This window comes from Candidatus Arthromitus sp. SFB-rat-Yit, assembly GCF_000283555.1.
Lineage (GTDB): Bacteria > Bacillota > Clostridia > Clostridiales > Clostridiaceae > Dwaynesavagella.
Map to the genome: position 1 here is coordinate 487,273 of NC_016012.1, position 20,686 is coordinate 507,958.

The 20,686-nt window shown below is 26.7% G+C and carries 13 protein-coding genes; 10 read left to right on the forward strand and 3 right to left on the reverse strand.

The genetic code is table 11. The annotated features are described in order from the left end of the window. Window positions 1-9: 9 nt before the first annotated feature. Window positions 10-1,668: a sensor histidine kinase gene (locus tag RATSFB_RS02305; RefSeq protein WP_014094436.1), complete on the forward strand. Its 1,659-nt coding sequence runs from the start codon at window positions 10-12 to the stop codon at window positions 1,666-1,668. Window positions 1,669-1,716: 48 nt separating this feature from the next. After that, the gene (locus RATSFB_RS02310) at window positions 1,717-2,784 is read left to right on the forward strand and encodes an undecaprenyldiphospho-muramoylpentapeptide beta-N-acetylglucosaminyltransferase (protein ID WP_014094437.1); all 1,068 of its coding nucleotides are present in this window, start codon (window positions 1,717-1,719) and stop codon (window positions 2,782-2,784) included. 40 nt (window positions 2,785-2,824) lie between these two features. On the opposite strand, the gene RATSFB_RS02315 is transcribed toward RATSFB_RS02310, so the two are convergent. After that, window positions 2,825-3,409 (reverse strand): hypothetical protein, encoded by a 585-nt coding sequence (locus RATSFB_RS02315; protein ID WP_014094438.1) that lies wholly within the window; start codon window positions 3,407-3,409, stop codon window positions 2,825-2,827. A gap of 50 nt (window positions 3,410-3,459) precedes the next feature. Between RATSFB_RS02315 and RATSFB_RS02320 the strand changes: the two genes are divergently transcribed. Together RATSFB_RS02320 and RATSFB_RS02325 are read left to right on the forward strand one after the other, a co-directional pair. Then, on the forward strand, window positions 3,460-4,569 hold the full coding sequence (locus RATSFB_RS02320; protein ID WP_014094439.1) for a tetratricopeptide repeat protein: 1,110 nt from the start codon (window positions 3,460-3,462) through the stop codon (window positions 4,567-4,569). A gap of 20 nt (window positions 4,570-4,589) precedes the next feature. Then, window positions 4,590-5,078, forward strand: a complete 489-nt coding sequence (locus tag RATSFB_RS02325; RefSeq protein WP_014094440.1) for a hypothetical protein — start codon at window positions 4,590-4,592, stop codon at window positions 5,076-5,078. Window positions 5,079-5,160: 82 nt separating this feature from the next. On the opposite strand, the gene RATSFB_RS02330 is transcribed toward RATSFB_RS02325, so the two are convergent. After that, a complete protein-coding gene (locus RATSFB_RS02330) occupies window positions 5,161-5,547 on the reverse strand; it encodes a hypothetical protein (RefSeq protein ID WP_014094441.1) in 387 nt (128 codons plus the stop codon). 132 nt (window positions 5,548-5,679) lie between these two features. Here RATSFB_RS02330 and RATSFB_RS02335 point away from each other — a divergent pair, with 132 nt between their 5' ends. From RATSFB_RS02335 to RATSFB_RS02350, 4 genes are all read left to right on the forward strand, one after another. After that, complete coding sequence (locus RATSFB_RS02335) at window positions 5,680-9,996, forward strand: DUF4214 domain-containing protein (RefSeq protein ID WP_242821416.1); 4,317 nt, start codon at window positions 5,680-5,682, stop codon at window positions 9,994-9,996. A gap of 23 nt (window positions 9,997-10,019) precedes the next feature. After that, window positions 10,020-16,109, forward strand: coding sequence for a DUF4214 domain-containing protein (locus tag RATSFB_RS02340; RefSeq protein WP_014094443.1), 6,090 nt, complete (start codon window positions 10,020-10,022; stop codon window positions 16,107-16,109). A gap of 168 nt (window positions 16,110-16,277) precedes the next feature. Then, window positions 16,278-16,784, forward strand: coding sequence for a cell division protein ZapA (locus RATSFB_RS02345; protein WP_014094444.1), 507 nt, complete (start codon window positions 16,278-16,280; stop codon window positions 16,782-16,784). A 74-nt stretch (window positions 16,785-16,858) separates the two neighbouring features. Continuing rightward, entirely contained in the window at window positions 16,859-17,443 is a 585-nt protein-coding gene (locus RATSFB_RS02350) for a rubrerythrin family protein (protein ID WP_014094445.1), read from the forward strand. A gap of 37 nt (window positions 17,444-17,480) precedes the next feature. Here RATSFB_RS02350 and RATSFB_RS02355 read toward each other — a convergent pair whose 3' ends face one another. Next, a complete protein-coding gene (locus tag RATSFB_RS02355) occupies window positions 17,481-18,389 on the reverse strand; it encodes a cation transporter (protein ID WP_014094446.1) in 909 nt (302 codons plus the stop codon). 157 nt (window positions 18,390-18,546) lie between these two features. Between RATSFB_RS02355 and RATSFB_RS02360 the strand changes: the two genes are divergently transcribed. Beyond that, the gene (locus RATSFB_RS02360) at window positions 18,547-19,893 is read left to right on the forward strand and encodes an MATE family efflux transporter (protein ID WP_242821417.1); all 1,347 of its coding nucleotides are present in this window, start codon (window positions 18,547-18,549) and stop codon (window positions 19,891-19,893) included. A gap of 135 nt (window positions 19,894-20,028) precedes the next feature. Beyond that, complete coding sequence (locus tag RATSFB_RS02365) at window positions 20,029-20,625, forward strand: transglycosylase domain-containing protein (RefSeq protein ID WP_242821418.1); 597 nt, start codon at window positions 20,029-20,031, stop codon at window positions 20,623-20,625. Window positions 20,626-20,686 lie beyond the last annotated feature (61 nt).

A 20,686-nucleotide genomic window follows, 5' to 3' on the forward strand; every position in this document is an offset into this window, starting at 1 on the left:
GTGATTACTATGGAACTGAATGAAATTGATATTATTAATTCATTTAATGATATTGTTTTAATTACTGATCTCAATAATATTATAAAATCTTATAATAAAAAGGCTTATGAATCATTTTCATTTGATAAGGACTTTTTAAAAGGCAAAAGTATAACTGATTTTATTGATGCGTTTGAAATAGGTATACATGATGATGTTATAAGTGATGAGGATTTTCATTTTGTTAATAAAATATCGAAAAATATTTTAAACTATGATACAAGAACTGTTGTGTTTAAGAGGGTTTTCAAAAGAAAGGAACTATTTTTTAAACTTGGAATTTATGAACACAAATTATATGGTAATGAAGTAGTGGGAAATATTTATATATTAACGGATATTACAGATATTTATATGGATTATAGAGATTTAAGTAAAAGTAATGAGTCGATGAGAAATTATATTATTGATATGAAGGGACTTATTGATATAAAGCATAGATTGAATAAAAAGAAACATAATCAGTTTATTCATATAAACAATATAATTAACAATTTGCACGATGGAATTATAGTAGTAGACAATATGTTTTCTGAGATTTATTGCAATGATGTGTATAAGAATACTTTTGATTTTACAGCTAGAGAATTTTTATCTTTAAAATTTTTAGATAATTATAAGGTTGATGCTATTGGGAATACTACGATTGATATTAGGGAGTTTTTAAGGAATATTAAATTCAAAAATGAAAAGAGAACAGGCCAATTCTTATTTAAGAATATTGAAAAAAATATTGAAAAATATTTTCAAATAACATTGAACACTATAGATTATCATGATAATTCTAAGCTCAAATATCATAATATTATTATATTTTCTGATATAACTCAAATTAAAACCCAAGAGTTATTAAAAGATGATTTTTTCAACATGGTATCTCATGAATTAAGAACGCCGATTACTTTAATAAAATCATCTCTTCAAGCACTTGAAAATTTGTGTAGAGATGAAGTGACAATAGGAATGAAAAAATATTTAAATATGATGAATAAAAATAGTTCAAGGTTGTTAAAACTTATTAATAATATTTTAGATTTATCAAAAGCGGAATCTGGTTATATGTTACCTATTATGAGTTATTTTGATATAGTTATTATAACTGAAGACATAGTTACGTCAATAAATTTGCATGCCAATCACAAAAAAAATATAAAAGTTATATTTGAACCAAATGTTGAAGAAGAGTATTTGTATTTTGATAAAGAAATGTATGAGAAGATTTTATTAAATTTATTATCTAATGCAATTAAATTCACCCCAAACAATAAAATGGTGTATGTTAACCTGATTATAAATAGTGATAATTTTGTATTGAAAGTAAGAGATCAAGGAATTGGAATACCTAAAGATAAATTAAATGGAGTTTTTGATAAATTTAATCAGGTTAGTTCTGTTTTGAGTCGTGGTGCAGAGGGAAGTGGGATAGGTTTATCCATAGTAAAGAGATTTGTTGATATATTAGGGGGTAAAATTGTTATTAATAGTGATATTGGAATTGGAACGGAATTTATTTTAACGTTTAATAAAACTATTATTGATAATGATTTTGAGATGATTGAGGAAGATATATTGATAAATGATGATGTTAGTTCAAAAGTAGACATCCATTTTTCTGATATTTATTCTTAAATTAAAGACTATATTAAAATTTATTTCAGTATAAAGAGGGCATTATAGATGAATAAGAAAATTATATTAACTGGTGGTGGAACGGCAGGTCATGTTATTCCGAATATTGCAATAATACCTAAATTGAGAGAAATGGGATATGATATTGTTTATATTGGGAGTAGGACTGGGATAGAGAAGGAATTAATAGAATCACAAAAAATAAAATATTACGGTATAAGTACAGGTAAGCTTAGGCGTTATATTGATATTAATAATATTAAGGATCCTTTTAGAGTTATTAGGGGTGTTTTTGAGGCAAGTAGTATAATTAAAAAAGAGAAGCCGAATATTGTATTTTCAAAGGGTGGATTTGTTGCTATCCCTGTAATATTGGGTGCATTTAGAAATAGAGTGCCTATAGTTTCTCATGAATCGGATATTACCCCAGGACTTGCAAATAAGATTGCTATGCCATTTATAAAGAAAATATGTACAACCTTCCCAGAAACAGAGAGATATATTGGAAGTAAAAAAATCGAGTTAACGGGAACTCCAATACGAAAAGAATTGTTTCTCGGAAGTGAGATAAAAGGTAAAGAAATTTGTAAATTTAATAGTAATAAACCTATTATATTTGTAATGGGAGGTAGTCAAGGATCTGTTTTTATAAATAATTTGATACGTAAGAATTTGGATAAACTTTTGGATAAATTTAATATAATTCATATTTGTGGTAAAAATAATTTGGATAATTCCTTGGAAAATAAGGATGGGTATATTCAAAATGAATATATTGGATATGAATTGCCACATTTATTGAAAATAAGTAATTTGATAATATCAAGAGCAGGATCAAATAGTATATATGAAATACTTGCATTAAAAAAACCAAATATACTAATTCCATTATCAAAGCGAGCTAGTAGAGGGGATCAAATTTTAAATGCAAGGTCTTTTGCTGATAGAGGATTTAGTGAATTTATTGAAGAAGAAGATATAAAGAGTTTTGATGATTTGGGTAATCTTATAGATAAGGTTTACTCCAATAGAGAGAAATATATAAATAATATGAATATAAATTCTGACAATTCAATAGGAAATATAATTAATGTTATAGTTAAATATTCAAAATGAAAAAGGAGAATTCAATTTTAAGTTGAATTCTCCTTTTATATTAAAAATTTTTGTATATACCAGATGTTAGTATGTTTAGGAGTTTATCTGACACAATTATATTCCATTGGTTATTTTTCTTGGATAGTTTCACATCTAAGATTACAGAAGATTTATATTTTGTGGATTCTAATGATTCAAGAAATTTTTCGTATTTATTTTGACCATCATTGTTTAGGAATGATGATTCATTTTTAAAAAAGTTTAATATGTGTTTTCCAAGATCAAAATATGTAAATCTTATTTTTAGAGTTGATGAGTTTAAAAATGTTTTTGAAGATAATATCTCATAATTTATATTAAACATTATGTTTCGTAGTTCAGTAATTATTTTTGATTTAGTCTCATTATCTAATTGATTTAATATATTATCAAATACATTGTTTATATCTGGTATTGATATATTTGATAAGTAGGTATTAGCTTGATTGATATCTTTTGATGTATATGAGTACATAAAATCTTTAAAGGCTATTTGACTGTTTTTAGATACTGATAAAGAAAAGTGGATAATAAGACCTAATGCTATAGAAATTAATATTACACAACATAGTTTTAATAATATATTTTTACCTATAATTTTCACGCTAGTCCGTCCTTTATATTAGATTATTTTAGAAGTTTAAAGGTGATCTTATGAAAAAGAATAACAAAAAATTAAAGAATTATACTGATAAAAAATTAATTAATTTAAGATTGTTACAAATAAGGTTAATAAGTAGGCTGAACGCACCCGATTTAGAGTATAAAATCTATAACCTTCAACAATTAATTAAACTTCTTGAAGGAGATGAATTTTATGATCCTACATTAGGTAGACAGTATTTGGAAGAAATAAAAAATAATAATTTTAATTGTATTGAGCAAATTAAAGAAAATAATTTGACATTGGATTTAAATTTTAAAAGTGATTTTAAGGAATTAATATATAACCTTAAGAAAATAATTTACGATGGAAATTACGAAAAAGCAATAGAACTTGGAAATAAAATAGGAGAAATATATCAAAAAAAGGATTTGATATGGTTTTTAATAGCTTTATGCCATGATTTAAATGGAGATAAAGAAGAGAGTATATTCTATTATAAACGATCCATACTTTTAAATGAATTTGAAGTTAAATATTATTATTATTTAGCAAATGTATATATAGACATAGGTGATTTAAAAAATGCTAATAAGTATATTTCATATGCTTTAAAGTTGGATTGTGAAAGTAGATATATACTTGAATCTCATGCATATATTTTGTTGCACAACAATCAGTATGATGCTGCAATTGGTATTTTTAAAGAATTTATATCTGATACGGATCAGTACAAAAATGTTAATAGAATAATTTCAATAATATATTTCCTGAAAGGTATCAATTATTCATATAAATCGAAGGATGGATATCTTTATAATATAGATAAGAACGATACATATAATGTTATTGCTTGTATAGACAAAGCTATGGAATTTGATAATAGCGATTTATATTTTAGAGGACATATTGAGAATGCGAGAAATTCTTTAAAAATGTGTTTTGATTTAAAAAGAATATGGATTCTATTGATAACGAGTTTATTTTATATATTAAACATTCCATTTATTAAAGTTTTGGTTGTTATTATGTTGTTTGTGATATTCATATCAAGTTTTAAAATGGTTTGTGTGCTTGAACGATTTAAAATAACAAATGATGGAAGTAAAATTGATAATTTTTGTGATAAAATAAATAGGATATTTTATTTTAAAAGATAGTTGAAATTGGAGGTATCAAATTGACTACATTGTACGAACATAATATATTGGGATCTAAGATTTCGATGATCAGTACTACTTTTAATATACCATTTCTTTTTGGAGAGGGTACGATATGTTTATATGAACAGGGAGTAACTTTTTCTGATGAAAATGGAGATGAGAAATACATTATAGGTTTAGATGAACTAGTTATCTTTTATGAAACATTTGTTAATATTAGAAATTTAAAATACATCCCAAATGTAAAAATTTTTACATCTGGTGTTTCTTTTAAATTTAAAAATCTGAATAAAAGATTAAGGTATGTTAAAGGAAGTTATTATGGGAAAATGGTTATTAACATAGATAAAATAGGTAAAATAGAACTTTTGGATAATCAATCGTTTAAATATAGAAAGTTTTATAATATTGTTAATGATTTAAAAAATGGAATTAGTCCTTTAAATAATTTAGAGAAACAGAAAGAAACTTTTTTATCAAAGTTATTTAAATATAAATTGTTTTAAAAACTTTTGGCAATTATTTGCCAAAAGTTTTTTTTATAAAAATGAATATTACTTTACATAATTTTAAAAAATATTAAGGAATTTAATCGTTGAGTTCGAATGAGTACGTACCAACACCATTATCATATTTTAAATCTATGTAATATGTTTTTTCGCTATTAGGGCTTAAGGTTATTTCTTGTTCTGATGGAGAGTTTATATTTAGGTATTCGTTATTATTTTCATCTACAATTGTTATTGATGTTTTACCTGTTCTAAGTTTTAGTGAAGTTTTTAAGGTGGATTCTTTTGAAATTGTAAATTTATAAGACTCATTTCCAGAAAATTTTGAAAAGTCTTGTGTTATTTGTGAGTTTGGTTTGAGTTCACCTATTATTGTTCTCTTAGTTTTAGGAGCATTGGAACATGAAGTTAAAAATAAAGTGAGTGTTACAACAATTGTACCGAGTATTAAATATTTTGATCTCATAAATAAATTCTCCTTTTAATTGCTTTGGATTTAGTATTGCACAAAAATAGAAAAAATTTCAAATGATTTTATGATTTAACAATTATTTTAAGAATGTACGGATTAATTAAATCAAGAAAGGAAGGAATTAAGTTGAGGAAATTAGATTTAAAAATTTTTAAATTTATGATTTTGATGTTAGTTGCGATTAGTTGTTTGAAAATTTATAGTGTTTATTCTAAAAATAAGGTGGTTAAACAATCTAGATCATATGATTTTGAATTAAATGTTGAAGATTTGAAATTTAATTCTGCTAGATTTAGTTGGGTTTATCCAGATGATTTTGAATTTATAGTTGGAGATTACATAAATTTATTTTTGATTAATGAAGAAAGTGGAAGTAATGGAGAAAGTCCGATTTTTTCTGCTATTCATGGTAAAGATGGAAATGATCTGTCTAATATTACGAGTCTTGATTTTGATTCGCTTACACATTCAACAAAATATCAATTGAAATTAGAATTTAATCAAATACATGGAGATTATTATAGTGTTGAAAAAAACTTTGAAACAAATGATTTTGAGATATCGGATATCCAAATAGATGGGATAGAGGATGGGGTTGTTAAAAATAAATTGATAAATGTTAAATGGAAAACAAATCCTGAATCAATATCCTTTGGAGAAAATGATAAAGTTGAAATACTTTTAAAAGAGTTGAGTGATGAAAGTTTTAGAAGGAATCCAATTTTTTCATCAAATAAAGATGTTAAAAATGCAGAATTTTCTCTTCCGGTATTTGAAGGCATGTATGACCTTCAAATAGTTTATTACATAAAAGATGATATTATTTACAGTGATTTATTTTATTGTGATTTAAAAAGTGGGGGGATAGAGCTTATTACTCAAGATATAAAAACATCTTCTGCAAAACTTGTTTTAAATTATCCGAATCAGGATATTTTAAGCGATAATACTAAGGTTAATATTTATATTAGGGAAGATATGAATCTTGATTATAGTAAAGATCCGATAATTTCATTTAGTGGAAAGGAAGACATACTTAAAAATAAGGAGTATGTATTTAATAAGCTTAAATTCTCAACAAAATATTACGTTAAAGTTCAATTCATCATTGAAACTTTTAACAAATTTGGTAAAGATGTTCCAGTTGTAGTTGAGAGTAATTGTGAATTTGAAACGAAAAAATTTGGTGTAAAAGATTTGAAATTTACTGATGGAAATGAAAATATATCAAAGCTTAGTTGGGATTTTGATGGTGAGGAAATCTTATTTTCTGAAGGGGATAGTTTAAAAGTTTACATAAAAGAGAGTTTGGAAGATAGTTATTCTGAAAATATTTTAAAAGATATTAGCCTGAGTGCAGAAGAATTATTAACTAAAAAGGATTTAGATATTACATTTCCAAAGTACGATACAAAGTATGATATTAAGTTCAATTATAATATCGGAGGAAGAAATCTCTTTGAGTATTTAACTCACACGGTTTCTTTACCTAAAATTGATTTTGGGGTTAAGGTAATAGGTGAGGATAGCTTAAATTTTAAAATTAAATTTGATCAAAATAAAACTAAATTTGAAAAAAATGATGATGATAAGATAGAAATTTTTGTTAAAAAATATGGGGAAAACGATGAGGCTTATAGATCTATAAATTTTACGGAAAATCAAATTACTGCTGAGCCAGAAAAAGCAAAAGAAGGGGATGCGGAAAATATAGTAGAGAGGGAACTTAAACTTGAAACAATTTCATCAGTTTTTGGGGAAAATCAGCCTTCTACAGTAGAAGGAGATGGAAACTCACAAAATACTCAAACAGAGAAAAAACAATATGAATTTAAAATTATTGTTAGGAAAGATGGGGCGATGTTTCAAGAAAAGTTTTATAGAGTTTCAATGGAGGAAAATTCCCTTCAAATTGTTGATGTTGTATTCAAAAGGATAAGTGAGAAAAAAATTGAGGCAAGTGTTGAGTATGCTCCATATGATTATGAATTTTCAGATAAAGTTGAATCGCTAAGTTATACAAAGAGTAAGGACACAACTGCTAAGTCTGTACTTAAAAAGAGAACATCAACTGAAAGTCAAATAACAAGTGAATTTAAAACTAATAGGAAGTTTGAAATAAGTTTTGATGATTTCGGAGTTTATAAATTGAAATTTTCATACAAGATGAAGGAAACTCAGGCTACAAATAGAGATGGGAGTGAAAGTTCAGAAAGTAAATTTAATATAACTGAGATGGAAAAAGTTTATAATAATAAATTTGATGTTTTTAGACTGGAACTTAGAGATGATATTTTTAATGAAATAAAGCTAAATTTAGATTTTGATAGCTATTACACTCCTAAAAATGGAGATAAGGTTGAAATATTTTTTAAGGTTAATAGTGAAGACGAAACAGATAAAAAGAGCGAAGACTTTAGTAAAGATCCATTAGTTACATTTGTTCATAAAGATAATGAACTTAATTTATCAAATATGGGAGCTTTTGATTTAGCAGGATTAGATGCTGGAACTAAATACAGTTTTAAGGTAATATTTACTCCTAAAGATTCACAATCAAATGCAATAGAAAAATATAAAGATGCAGAAACTAAAGATATTAAAATTTCTAATTTAGTAATTGATCATGTATCGGACATAATTGCGTATGCAAGATGGGAACTCGAAGAAGGATGTGAATTTGGAGTTAATGATAAATTGGATATTTTTTATAAAAAAGATGGTGAGGAGTATCCCAAAGATCCAAATCAGCAAGAAGAAGATTTGTATATTAATGATGGGGTTATTCTTTATTTAGATACGGTTGATACTCAGTATAATATAAAATTTGTGTTTAGAAGTGGAAGTAAAACTTTTGAGGAAGAGGTGGATTTCAATAATAAGATAAATGATTTAGAAGTTGAAATTTTAGATATATATGAAACCTCAGTATATGTGAAATGGGATTATCCTGAAAATTATAGTATTACAGATGGTGAGAGTATTTCAATATTTTTAAAAAGAAAAGATGGAGTTTATGCTGAAGAGCCTGATTATTTTGTTGAACAAAATGATGAGGAAGGAGAAGATATAGAAACATTTAAAAGTGTTAAGATTACAAGTTTATGTCCAAATATGGAATATGATATAAAGCTTGTATTAGATTTTGGAGATGTAGGGAAAAAAGAAAAGGAAATCAGTTTTAAATCTAAGGAACTTGATATATCAAATATCTCACTGAAAGCATTAACAAATAAATTCTTTGATGTATCTTGGGAGTTTTCTTCAGATACGCTAGAATTCGATGATGAGTTGGATTATATAAATATTTATAAAAAAATTGAGGATGAAGAATTTTCAGAATCCAATATTGTTTTTGAAATTGATAAAAATATTGATAAACGAAACAGTGTAAGAATTGAGGTTGATGATATTTCTAAAAATTATGATGTTAAAGTTGAATATGAATTTTTGTTTGGAAGTATAGAGAAAACGATTTCTGGAGGAGGATTATTTTTAGAATTTGAGGAAGATTCACCAAACTTAATTTTGAAATATCCTAAATCTTTAGTATTTGAAAATGGGGATTCTATAGATATTTTTTCAAAGCATGAATCTGAAGAAGAATATAAAGAGTTTATGAATATAAAACATTCATCTTCTAAAAATTTAAATGAAATAGGAAGTATAGAGCTTGATAATCCAGTTTCTGGAACATCATTTATTTTAATTATTAACAACAAGAATACTCAAGTATTCCCTGTTATGGCTAATTATGGAAATGGAGAATATGAAGGAGATGAGTCAGAATACCCAGTTTTGGATATTGTTAGTGAGATGAAGGGAAACTGGGTGGATATACAGATTCCTGATGAATACGAAGTTGATATTTCATCAGAAGTTTTAAATAGTATTGGTGGAAATTCTTATTATGCTGAGTTAGAGGATGGAAGCTATGTAATTGTAATAGATAGGATTGTACCGAAAAAAGTTTATTCTAATGTGTTTGTTTTAACTTCAGATATAGATGGAAATGAAGTTAGATTTGATATAGGTGAATTTAAGCTTGAACCATATAATTTGCTAGAAGATTTCTTATATAATTCTTATTATTTTGCATTTGATAGAGAGCCTGATGAAAACGGATACAATTATTGGAAGGATCAACTCGAAGAGGAAGAGAGCAGTATATCTGGTAAATATTTTTTAATTAATTTGATGTTTGCTGAGAGGGAGTTTGCAGATAGAAATTTAAGTGATGAAGATTTGATAAAAGTTTTATATCAAATTGTGGTTAATAGACAGTATGATACTGAAGGATTAAATTATTGGATTTCTGTATATGGAGAGTATTTGGAAGAGTTTGGTGGAGATAAGTATGAAGCAAAGAAAACTATAGTTTTAAGAATGGCTTATGAGCCTGAGTTCGGAAGATTGTGTGATAAGATGGGAATAGCTTGGTAATTTTGTATTTATGGAGGAGAAAAATGAAGACATGTATGAAGAAATTCATTATTAATCTCATGATTCTTATATTTTTATTTGAATTAATTCCGCTTGGAGATATGGGTATTAAATTAGGATTTGTTGAAAAATCTAGTGCTTATTATACCCAGCTTGATTCAGTTGCTCCAGGTTATGTGATAAGTGCTGAGGAGGGAGGGATTGTATTTGATTTAAGTCAAAGATTATCAAGCTCGATGAGTGTTGAATCATTTAGTATAAAGAATATGAATCCAGAACAACAGAAAAAAGATTTGAAAGAAGAATCTTCAGATGGAGTTAGATGGTTAACAAAAGATGAAATGATAAATGGTCATATCTATGAAATTGAAAGTAAGATTTATGATTCTGAAATCGATAAGACATTAACATTTATAAATTCTTTTAAATTTACAGATAAAAATACAGCGTACAATCCTAAGGTATCTTTTTCAAATTTTGATGCTAATAGGATGATTACTCAAGATGTTTTTTTTGATTTTTCAAATTGTAAAGAATTGATAAATAATTCAAATAGATTAGATCTTGAGATTTTAAATTCTGATTTAACAAAGGCAGAAATAGATTCAGTTTTTGTTGATAAAAATGACCTTGTAAATGCTGGTTATAGATATAAACTTTCCAGAGCAGCATCTATTTTTAAACCGAACAAGGATTATATAATTAGACTTAATGCAGATGGTGTTATTTGGGATAAGATGATTTCTTGTTCATTAAAGGCAAATCCTACATTAGTTGAAAATATTAGACCTACAGAGATAGATTTTAAATATTATGCTAAGCAAAGAAATCTTTTCATTCCGACATTAGATTTTGGAATTTGTAAAACGTTTACTGATAGGCATCATGTTGAAGTTAAGATTATTTTAAGTAATTCAAAAAAAGGTCTTGTTCCAGTTGAAGTAACAGGTGAAATACCACGTTTAGCAGAAATTAATATTCCAGAAGAATATTGTTCAACAATAATACCAAGTGATATAAGAGTTTATTTTTCTGATAAATATACTGGAGCTTTACTTGCTGAGTATTTATTTCAAGTTACATTTAAAGAGGGCGGGTGTTTTATGTGGACTGGACTTTCTTATTATGGAGAAAAAGATATATCAGGTTATCAAATAACTAAAATAACACCAGTTCATGAAGAAAATGATACTACAACTGTTCCACATTCATGGGATGAATTTCCACGAGCACATTATATAACTTTATATGATAATAAATTAGAAAATCAAATAGGTGGAGAATATAGATTTGATGTTACAAAAACTAAATATGAATATGTAGGTGCGGAGCAGAATGTTAAAGGTGCTAACTTTAAAGTGCCGTTTAAAGATATGAGGCAAGGTTTTAATAGTTATAATTTTAAATTTGAATCGAGCAATCGTTATCCAGAATGGGGATATGCGTATATACCATTTGGTTTTTATGCGGATATAGTTGAAATAAAAGATTTAGACATTGAGGTAAAGGATTTAAAAGTAAATTCTTCAGGTAAATATGATTTTAGTTTCGAACTGAAAAATCAAAATGTTATCACAGGTGATAAGATGAGCATTATAGATGATAATGGTAAAGAATATATAGCTAATGTAAATACTTCAAAGAGATTTAATTTTAAAGATATTCCATTAGTGTTTGGAGGTAAATATGTAGTTACTTATAATAAAATAAGTTCACTTTTTCACTTTAAATCTACGGATATGTCTATATTATTTAATCCAGTTGTAATAGGAACTTCTTCAAATGGTCAAAATGTTGTTGAAATTGATTTTGATAAGAAATATGAGAAGATCCTAAACTCAGATAGGATGAAAAATCGTATTAGAATATTGCACATGAATGGTAATAGCACAGGGAATGAATTTACGGATTTTAATGTAGGAAAACATAAATTTACATTAAGTTCAGGACTGACTGAAGGACAAAATTATATAGTGGAGTTTTCAAACTCTAAGGAGGAAACGTATAAAACTACGTTTCAGTATACTACAATGAAGCTTGACTTGTCAGACGTAACAGGGACAACAGCGAAATTAAATTGGGAATATCCTAGTAATTATCTAATAACAGATGGAGATGTATTAAATATATATTTCAAAAAAGAGGATGCTAACTATCCAGCTATTCCTGATGCTAAAATAATGCATGGATTTCAGGGTATAGATTTTAATGATGTGACAACATATACGATTAGAAACATGAGTCCAAATATAAATTACGTTGCAAAACTTGAACTTGTAACTAATGAGGGTATGACCTATGTAGATGAAACTGAGTTTGTAACAAGTACTTTTAAAATATTGAATGAAGAAATTGAAGGTATTTCTGAGGATGGTACTGTAAACAGTAAATCTATAAATTTTAAATGGGATATAAATCTTGGTGATATAGAATTTAATGCAGGAGATAAGGTAGAACTTTTTCTTAAATTGCGTTCTCATAATGCATTCCCTAAAACGCCAGTATCGACGATAGATCAAGATTTAAATAGAAATAAACGGATTAAATTTGATGTATCAAATTATTATGAAGATTATAGTGCAAAAATTGTTTATACAATAGGTGGAGTTCGTCATACAAGTAAAGTTTTAAATTTTAGTGTAGAGCCGGAAAAATTAGAATTATCTGTAAATGATATTACAGATTATTCGGCTGTCGTTAATTGGAAATATCCAGAAGGTATAAATATAGAAAATAATCATGAGATTAGGGTTTATTTAAGAAAAGCTGGTGATTTAGATTATAGACTTGAAAAGACATATAAACAGTCTGAAACTTCTCTTAAAGATGTAACTAAATATAAGTTTGATAAACTTAGATTTGAAACTACGTACCAAGTTAAGCTTGTTTATAAAGTTGGAGATAAGCAAGTTGCAGGAGTAAGTGAGGATGTAACACAAGATATCGAAATAGAATTTAGGACGGAAAGTTTTGTTATAAATAATCTTCGTTTTGAAAAGGATATGAATAATCTTGTAAATGTAATGTGGAATTTAAAAAATGATAATTATCCTTATGTTAATGGTGATTCAGTAGAATTATTTTTAAAAGAAAGAGGAGCACCATCACAGAATTATAAAAAATTCCAATATGCAACAGGGAATATTTCAGCAGTGAGAGCATTTAACATAATGATACCTAAATTTAATGTAGATTATGATATGAAATTGACTTATACTTTGGGTGGTAAACAAGTTAGTGCTTATGGAAATTGTAGACTTGATATGGGAGATATAGGTTTTAATGTTGATGAGATAACAGATACTAAAATTAAAGTTTCTTGGACATACCCAGATAATTATAGTATTTCAAATAATGATAAGATTGAAGTATCTTTGAAAAATCTTGAAGATGGAAATAATGTGGAATCTGAATCGAAGACACAAAATTATGATAATAATAATACTACTATGATTAAAGATTTTAAGGAAAAAGAATTTACTTTAACTAAAGATAAAATGTATGAAGTTAAGATTAGATTTTCATCGGTATATGCAGAACCTATTGAGAAATCGTTTAAATTTAAAGCTACTTCTGGATTTCAAATTTTAGGTTTAGTTGGTAAGTCTTTAGATTCTAAATCATTTAAACTTGAATGGGATTTTTACAATAATAATGAGGAATTTGATTCAAATAGTAAAATTGAAATTTTATACAAAGAAGAACCAAAGGGAAGTTCACAAGATGCTTCACAAGACAATAATGTTGAAGATAAATTATTTGAAAATGTTAATCCTGTTTCAACTCGTACTGGAAGTGAATTGAAAGAATTTAAGTCTTATGTAGTTGAGGGACTTGATGTAAATAAAAATTATTTGTTTAGAGTTCGGTATACTATTACTGGAGATTCGGGAAAGGTAGTATACAAAGATTTGGTAGGTAAAACAGAAGCAAGAAAAATAACTTCGAGCGTAATTGATACACAACCTACAGGTGTTAAAATTTCAGTTGAGTATCCGGAGAACTATGAAATATTAGAAGGTGATATCTTAGATATATTTATAAGAAGAAAAGAAGAAACGAATTATTCAGTTAATCCTAATTTTACTGGAAAGCATGGCAGTGGGGAAGATGATGTTGACTTAAATGAAGTAACTGTACTTGATATACTTGGATTATCTCCAAATAAAGAATATTTTTCTAAAGTTGTATTTTGGCCAGATGGTGGTTCGGGAATTAAACAAGAGATGGAACTTAGCTTTAAAACAGACGTAGTAGAAGGTATAGGAGAAGTAATTATAGGTGACGTTTTAGATTATGTGGTAAAAGTAGGAATTAAGATGGAGCCAGATGAGCTTATTTTAAGTGATAAAGATAGTTGTAAGGTTTTTATAAAGAAGAAAGATCAAACTCATTATCCAGATAAATCAAATGGTGAAATTCGTGGAGATATATTTAATGAAGAAAAATTTATATCAGCATATTTTGATGAATTGAACGCAGAGTACGATGTGAAGGTTATAGTGAATATTGGTGGCAATGAGTTTGAAAAGGAAACTAGTTTTGTAAGTAAGATTGATGATTTTAATATTGATGTTAAAGAAATTAATCCGATGACGACGCAAGTAGAATGGAGATATCCAAATAATTATACACTTGTGGATGGTGAAAGTATTCAGATATTTATCAAATATCAAGATGAGGATGATTTTTTAAGTGAACCTGATCTTGAACTTATTCAATCAGATGATTTGAATTTATCTGATATAAATTTGGTTGAATTATATTCATTGATTCCTGATACTAGATATGAAGTTAAGGTGAAATTGAATTTATTAGAAGCGGATGTAAAACCAGTTATTAAGGAATTTACTACAACTGTTTTTGAGATAGAGAATCTTGAAATACAGGACATAAGTAGTGATGGAATGTCTATTAAATGGGATCTGAGTACAGAAGAATTAGATTTTATAGATGAGTATGATAATTTATCTGTTTTTATTAAGAATAGCAATGAAGAAGATTATGATTTTTCAAATCCTGTGGCAGAGTTCACAGAAGGTTTAAATGATATAAGGTCAATATCTTTTCAAACAGAAGATAGCATAGCAGATGTTGATATTTATTTATCATATTTAATTGAAGATTATGAAGCTGCTATGGAAATATCATATACAGCAATTGATTTAAATGTTGAAGTGCAACAAGAAGGGGTATTAGTTGAATGGACGTATCCACCTGGAATAGAATTTGAAAAAGATGATAGACTCGATATTTATTTGAAACATGCTAATAAGTCGGGATATAAGACAGAACCAAATTTTAGATATACTAATGGAAAAGATGGCGATCTAAGTGAATTAAATGAAATATTTTTCAAAAGATTAGGAATTGGAAACTATGTGATGAAGTTTTCATTAATCACAAGTGATATGAGATATAATCCTATAGAAATCGAGTTCAATGTGCAGGATCAAGATGTGGTCGGAACAGAACTTAAGTTTAATGGAAAATCAAGTAATAGAAAAATAGAATTAGATATTGTTGGTGATAATGAATTTGATTATGAAAAAGGGTTTAACATTAATCCTGAAGGTTTGGATCTTGAGATAGATGAGGTTAGAAATAAATTTATAGTTAAGAATCTGGTTCCAGGGAAAGATTATAAAAATATTGTTATTACTTTTTACACAGAAGAAGACGATGAAATTAATTTTGTAGTTAAAAATGTAAAGATAAATCCTGAAAATCTTTTGCAAGAATTTATAACAAATATTTATAAATTTGCATTTGAGCGTTATCCAGATGAGGAAGGATATGGATATTGGCTTGGAAGACTTCTTGAAAAAGGAGAAGTTACAGGTAAGTTTGTTTTATATAATTTGATGTTTGCAGAACGTGAATTTTCTGAAAGAAATCTTTCAGATGATGAATTAATAAAAGTTTTATACCAAATAGTAGTTAACAGAGAATATGATGAAGGAGGATTGAATTATTGGATAGGTGAATATAGAAACACATATTTACCACAAGCTAATAATGATAGTTATGAGGCACAAAAAGCTATAGTTGCAAGAATGTTACATGAGCAAGAGTTCAAAGATTTGTGTAACAAAATGGGTATCTTGTGGTAATATATTAACCATCAATTTATATTGATGGTTAATTTTTTTTGAGTAGAGTATGAAATTTTTGTAATAAATAAGATGAATATATTTGGTAAAAAATAGTAATGAGATTGGAGGAATTATTATATAAAGCAAGATATTAAATGATTGAATAACAAATGTAGGAGGTGCCTTATGAATATTGTAACAATTAATATAAACGGTATAGAGTATAAGTTAAAAGGTGAGGAGTCAGAGGAATATTTAAATAATATAGCAAGAGAAGTGGATGATAAAATAAAAGAAATGATGACAAAAAATGTAAATCTTACTGCACAATCTTCGTCTATATTATTGGCAATAAATTATTGTGATCAATTATATAAATACAGGACTGAAAAAGAAGATTTAAATAATAGCATTGAAAATTGTAATGTTAAAATACAATCTCTTATTGATGAAAAAAATGAACTTAAAGAGAGAATGATACATATTGAAAGTGAAAATTCTAAACTTAAATTAATAAATAAAAATCTCGAAGAGGAGATAGAGGCGTATAATACTGTTTTGAAAGAAGATAATAAAAACATATTTTCAGATAATAACGAAATTGAGGAATTGGAAAAAGAGATAGAGCTTCTCAATGAAACTGTAAGAAAACTTAAGGAAGAAAATGTTAAACTACAAGATAAGTTAAAATAAAAAACCTTTTAATCATTATCAATATTTTGAAGAATTTTAGTAAATACTAAAAAGATAATGAGGAGGTATTGAAAATGAATTTATCTAATAGTCAAACTAAGGAAAATTTAATGAGGGCATTTGCCGGTGAATGTCAAGCACATGTGCGATATGATTTTGGAGCTAATCTAGCAAGAAAAGAAGGTTTCTATGTTATTGAAAAGGAAATTAGAGTTATTGCCATGCAAGAGATAGCACATGCTAATGTATTTTATAAATTTTTGAAAGGTTTTAATACTCAATATATAACATTGCAAGGTGCGGCATATCCTGTTGACTTGTATGATAAGACATTGGATTTTTTGAAAGCTTCTCATGAAAGAGAATTGGAAGAGCATGATAACATATATAAAAGTTTTTCTGATATAGCTGTTAAAGAAGGATTTAATGATATAAGTTATAAATTTAAAGAAATTAGTGAAGTTGAAAAATTACATGCAGATAAATTCATTAAAATATATAACGATTTATCTAGTGGTATGATGTTTAAGAAAAATGTTAAGACAAAATGGTTTTGTACAAATTGTGGTCATGTTCATGATTCTGAGGATGCACCAGAATATTGTCCTGTTTGTGCTCATCCACGTGGATATTTTACGCCATACATTAACCAATCTTGATTTAATTTAAGAGTATGATGATATTTCTATCATACTCTTAATTTTTTTTTAGAGCATTTGTAAATGTTATAAAAATTTGAGTATTTATAACTTTTGAATTAATTAGTTTTTTTAATTTATGTCTTAATGTGTCTAATTCATCTATGGAAAATTTACCGTTTAAACTTAATGTGATGTAGATTTCTGTAAATTTACCGAGTTTTGATATAAAAATATCGTAGATTTTAATTTCTGGATAATTATAGTTAATTAATGATGCAAGTTCTTGTTCAGATTTGTAATGGATTCTTTTATAAGTTAGGATATTGATTTGATTTTTTAAAAGTTTTATTGGTTGATATGCAAAGAACATAGTTAAAATGATAACAAGAATTGCATCTGAGATTGGAAATAGAGGTTTAAGAAAGGGTATTACATTAAATAAAATAAATGCAATAGATGTACCGAGGCTAAGTAGTGCGTCAATATTTGCACCGATTGCTTCAGATTTTAATACTTCTGAGCAATTATTGATTTTTTTGTTATAATGTTTATAAATTAAATATAAAGCAAAACAGAGAATGGTCATTAATGTCCCGTTAAGGATGATTAATTTTAAATTTACTTCAGGAATTTGGTTCGGATTAGAAATAAATGCAGAAATAGTTGTTATGCTTGAGAAAATAGATGAAACGAGAAGTATTATTATAAGAATTGATTTAAATAATACATAAAGAGTTTCTTTACTATATTGTCCCAAAGGATACTGTTTTCTGCTTGAGGTTTCTATATCTTTAGAGATTTTTATTGCTACTACAACAGAAATAAATTGTATGAATGAAAATAATCCATCTATTAATACGGCTTTTGATTTTGAAAATATAAACAAAATAATTCCTATAATAGTCATTAATAGGTTTAATAGGTTGCCACGTTTTAATGCTTTTTGTTCAATTGATAAATCCATTTTATCACCTTAATTTTTATTTGTAATTTTATTTGTAATTATTTTAACATATTTTGGTGATGGTGTTCAAAAATAAAGTTAAAAAGTTTATTTTGTGGTAGAATATCGTAAGGTGTATTTTTAAACAATTTATTGGAGGTTATTAATTTTGTTTTTTGTGAAGGATAAGAATTTTTATAGAAAAATATTAACTATAGCTGTACCTATAACTTTACAAAGTCTTATAACTTTTGCAACTAATATGATGGACACAATAATGGTTGGAAGTCTTGGTGAGATAGCTTTATCAGCAGCTTCACTATCAGGACAGATCTTTTTTGTACTTAGTGTTCTATGTTTTGGAATAGGGGGAGGAGGGGCTGTTTTAACTTCTCAGTTTTGGGGTAAAAATGATACAAAATCAATTTCAAAAACACTATCAATAACGATTAAGTTAAGTTTGATAGTTGGAATTGTAGCTATGATACTTGCTTTAACCATTCCTGATAAATTACTTGGATTTTATATAAATGATTCAAATGTTATACAAGCAGGTGTTTCTTATTTGAGATTGGCATCGCTTATTTATCCACTTTTTGCGGTATTAACGATAACATCTATAATACTTAGGACAACATCACAGATTAAGATTTCTGTTTTAGGTAATAGTATAGCGTTTATACTCAATGTGATTTTTAATTATATTTTTATATTTGGTAAATTTGGAATGCCACAGATGGGTTTAACAGGAGCAGCAGTTGGTACAGTAATTTCAAGAATTGTTGAATTTTGTATAATACTTGGATATTTATTTTTTATAGAAAAGAACTTAAAGTTTAGAATTAAGGATTTATTTAGTTTTGATAGAGAAATATTTGTAAAATATCTCAAAAGTGGAATCAATGTTTTAATAAGTGATGCATTATTGGTTGCTGGATTGACAAGCCTCACAATGATACTCGGAAGGCTTGGGCCTGAAATGATTGCAGCAAATAGTATTTGTAGTATAGTAATTCAACTATCCACAGTTTTTATAAATGGAATATCGAGTTCAGGTCTTGTTATAATAGGAAATACAATTGGAGAAGGTAAATTTTCACTTGCAAAAGAACAGTCAAGAACTTTTTTGTTAATTTCTATAATAGTTGGTATGGTAGCATCACTTTTAATTATGGTAACGAAGCATTTTATTATAGATTTTTATAATGTTGAGCAGGTAACAAAAGATATAGCTTATGAATTAATGAATGGTGCAATATTTATTATAATTTTCCAGGTTCCATCTTCTGTTTTAACAAAAGGGATTTTGCGTGGAGGAGGAGATACGAAATTTTTGGTGTTTGCAGATGTTTTATTTTTATGGTTGTTGTCGATACCACTTGGAATGTTAGCAGCATTTGTATTTAAATTTTCACCAGCTATTATATATATTTGTTTAAAATTTGATGAAATAATAAAAGCTATTTGGTGTACTTTGAGAATGATGGGTAATAAATGGATCAAAGATGTTACTGTAAAAATTTAACGTGTTTTAATTAGAGAAGGGATTTATATGGGGTGTTTATTTAGGATAATTAAATTATTTATAATTTTGCTATTTATTATTCTTATTTTTTGTTTATTAAAAGGGTTTATATTTTACAAAGATACTTTGGATAAAATGCCATTAAATGTAAAAGTTAGTCAAATTACTTCAAATAAAGATTATGTAAATATAGAAAATATTTCAGATAGTATGAAAAAATTTATTGTAACTGTCGAAGATAAGAGATTTTATAGTCACAATGGTATTGATATATCTTCGATATTAGGTTCTGTAATTGGAAATTTATCTGCGGGTTACTATAAATATGGAGGTAGTACAATAACTCAGCAATTAGCAAAAAATATGTATTTTTCAAATGAGAAGAACATTACAAGAAAAATTGCTGAAATGTTTACTGCTTTTAAGATTGAAAGAGAATATTCTAAGGATGAAATTTTGGAGATGTATTTGAATCAGATATATTTTGGAGAGGGATATTATGGAATAAATGCAGCAAGTTATGGATATTTTAGTGCATCACCAAGTGATTTAACAAAATATCAATCTTCGTTACTTGCTGGAATACCACAATCACCAAGCTTGTATAATTTGAAAACTAAAAATCGAGCTATGAGTAATAGATATTCGCGTGTTCTCAAAAATTTGGTAGAAAATAAAGATATAACGCTTGAGGAAGCAAAAAAGTTTGAAGAATATTACAAGACATCATGATGTAATTCGTGATGTCTTTTTATTTATCTTATCATAAAATTACTTTATAATTATATTTATT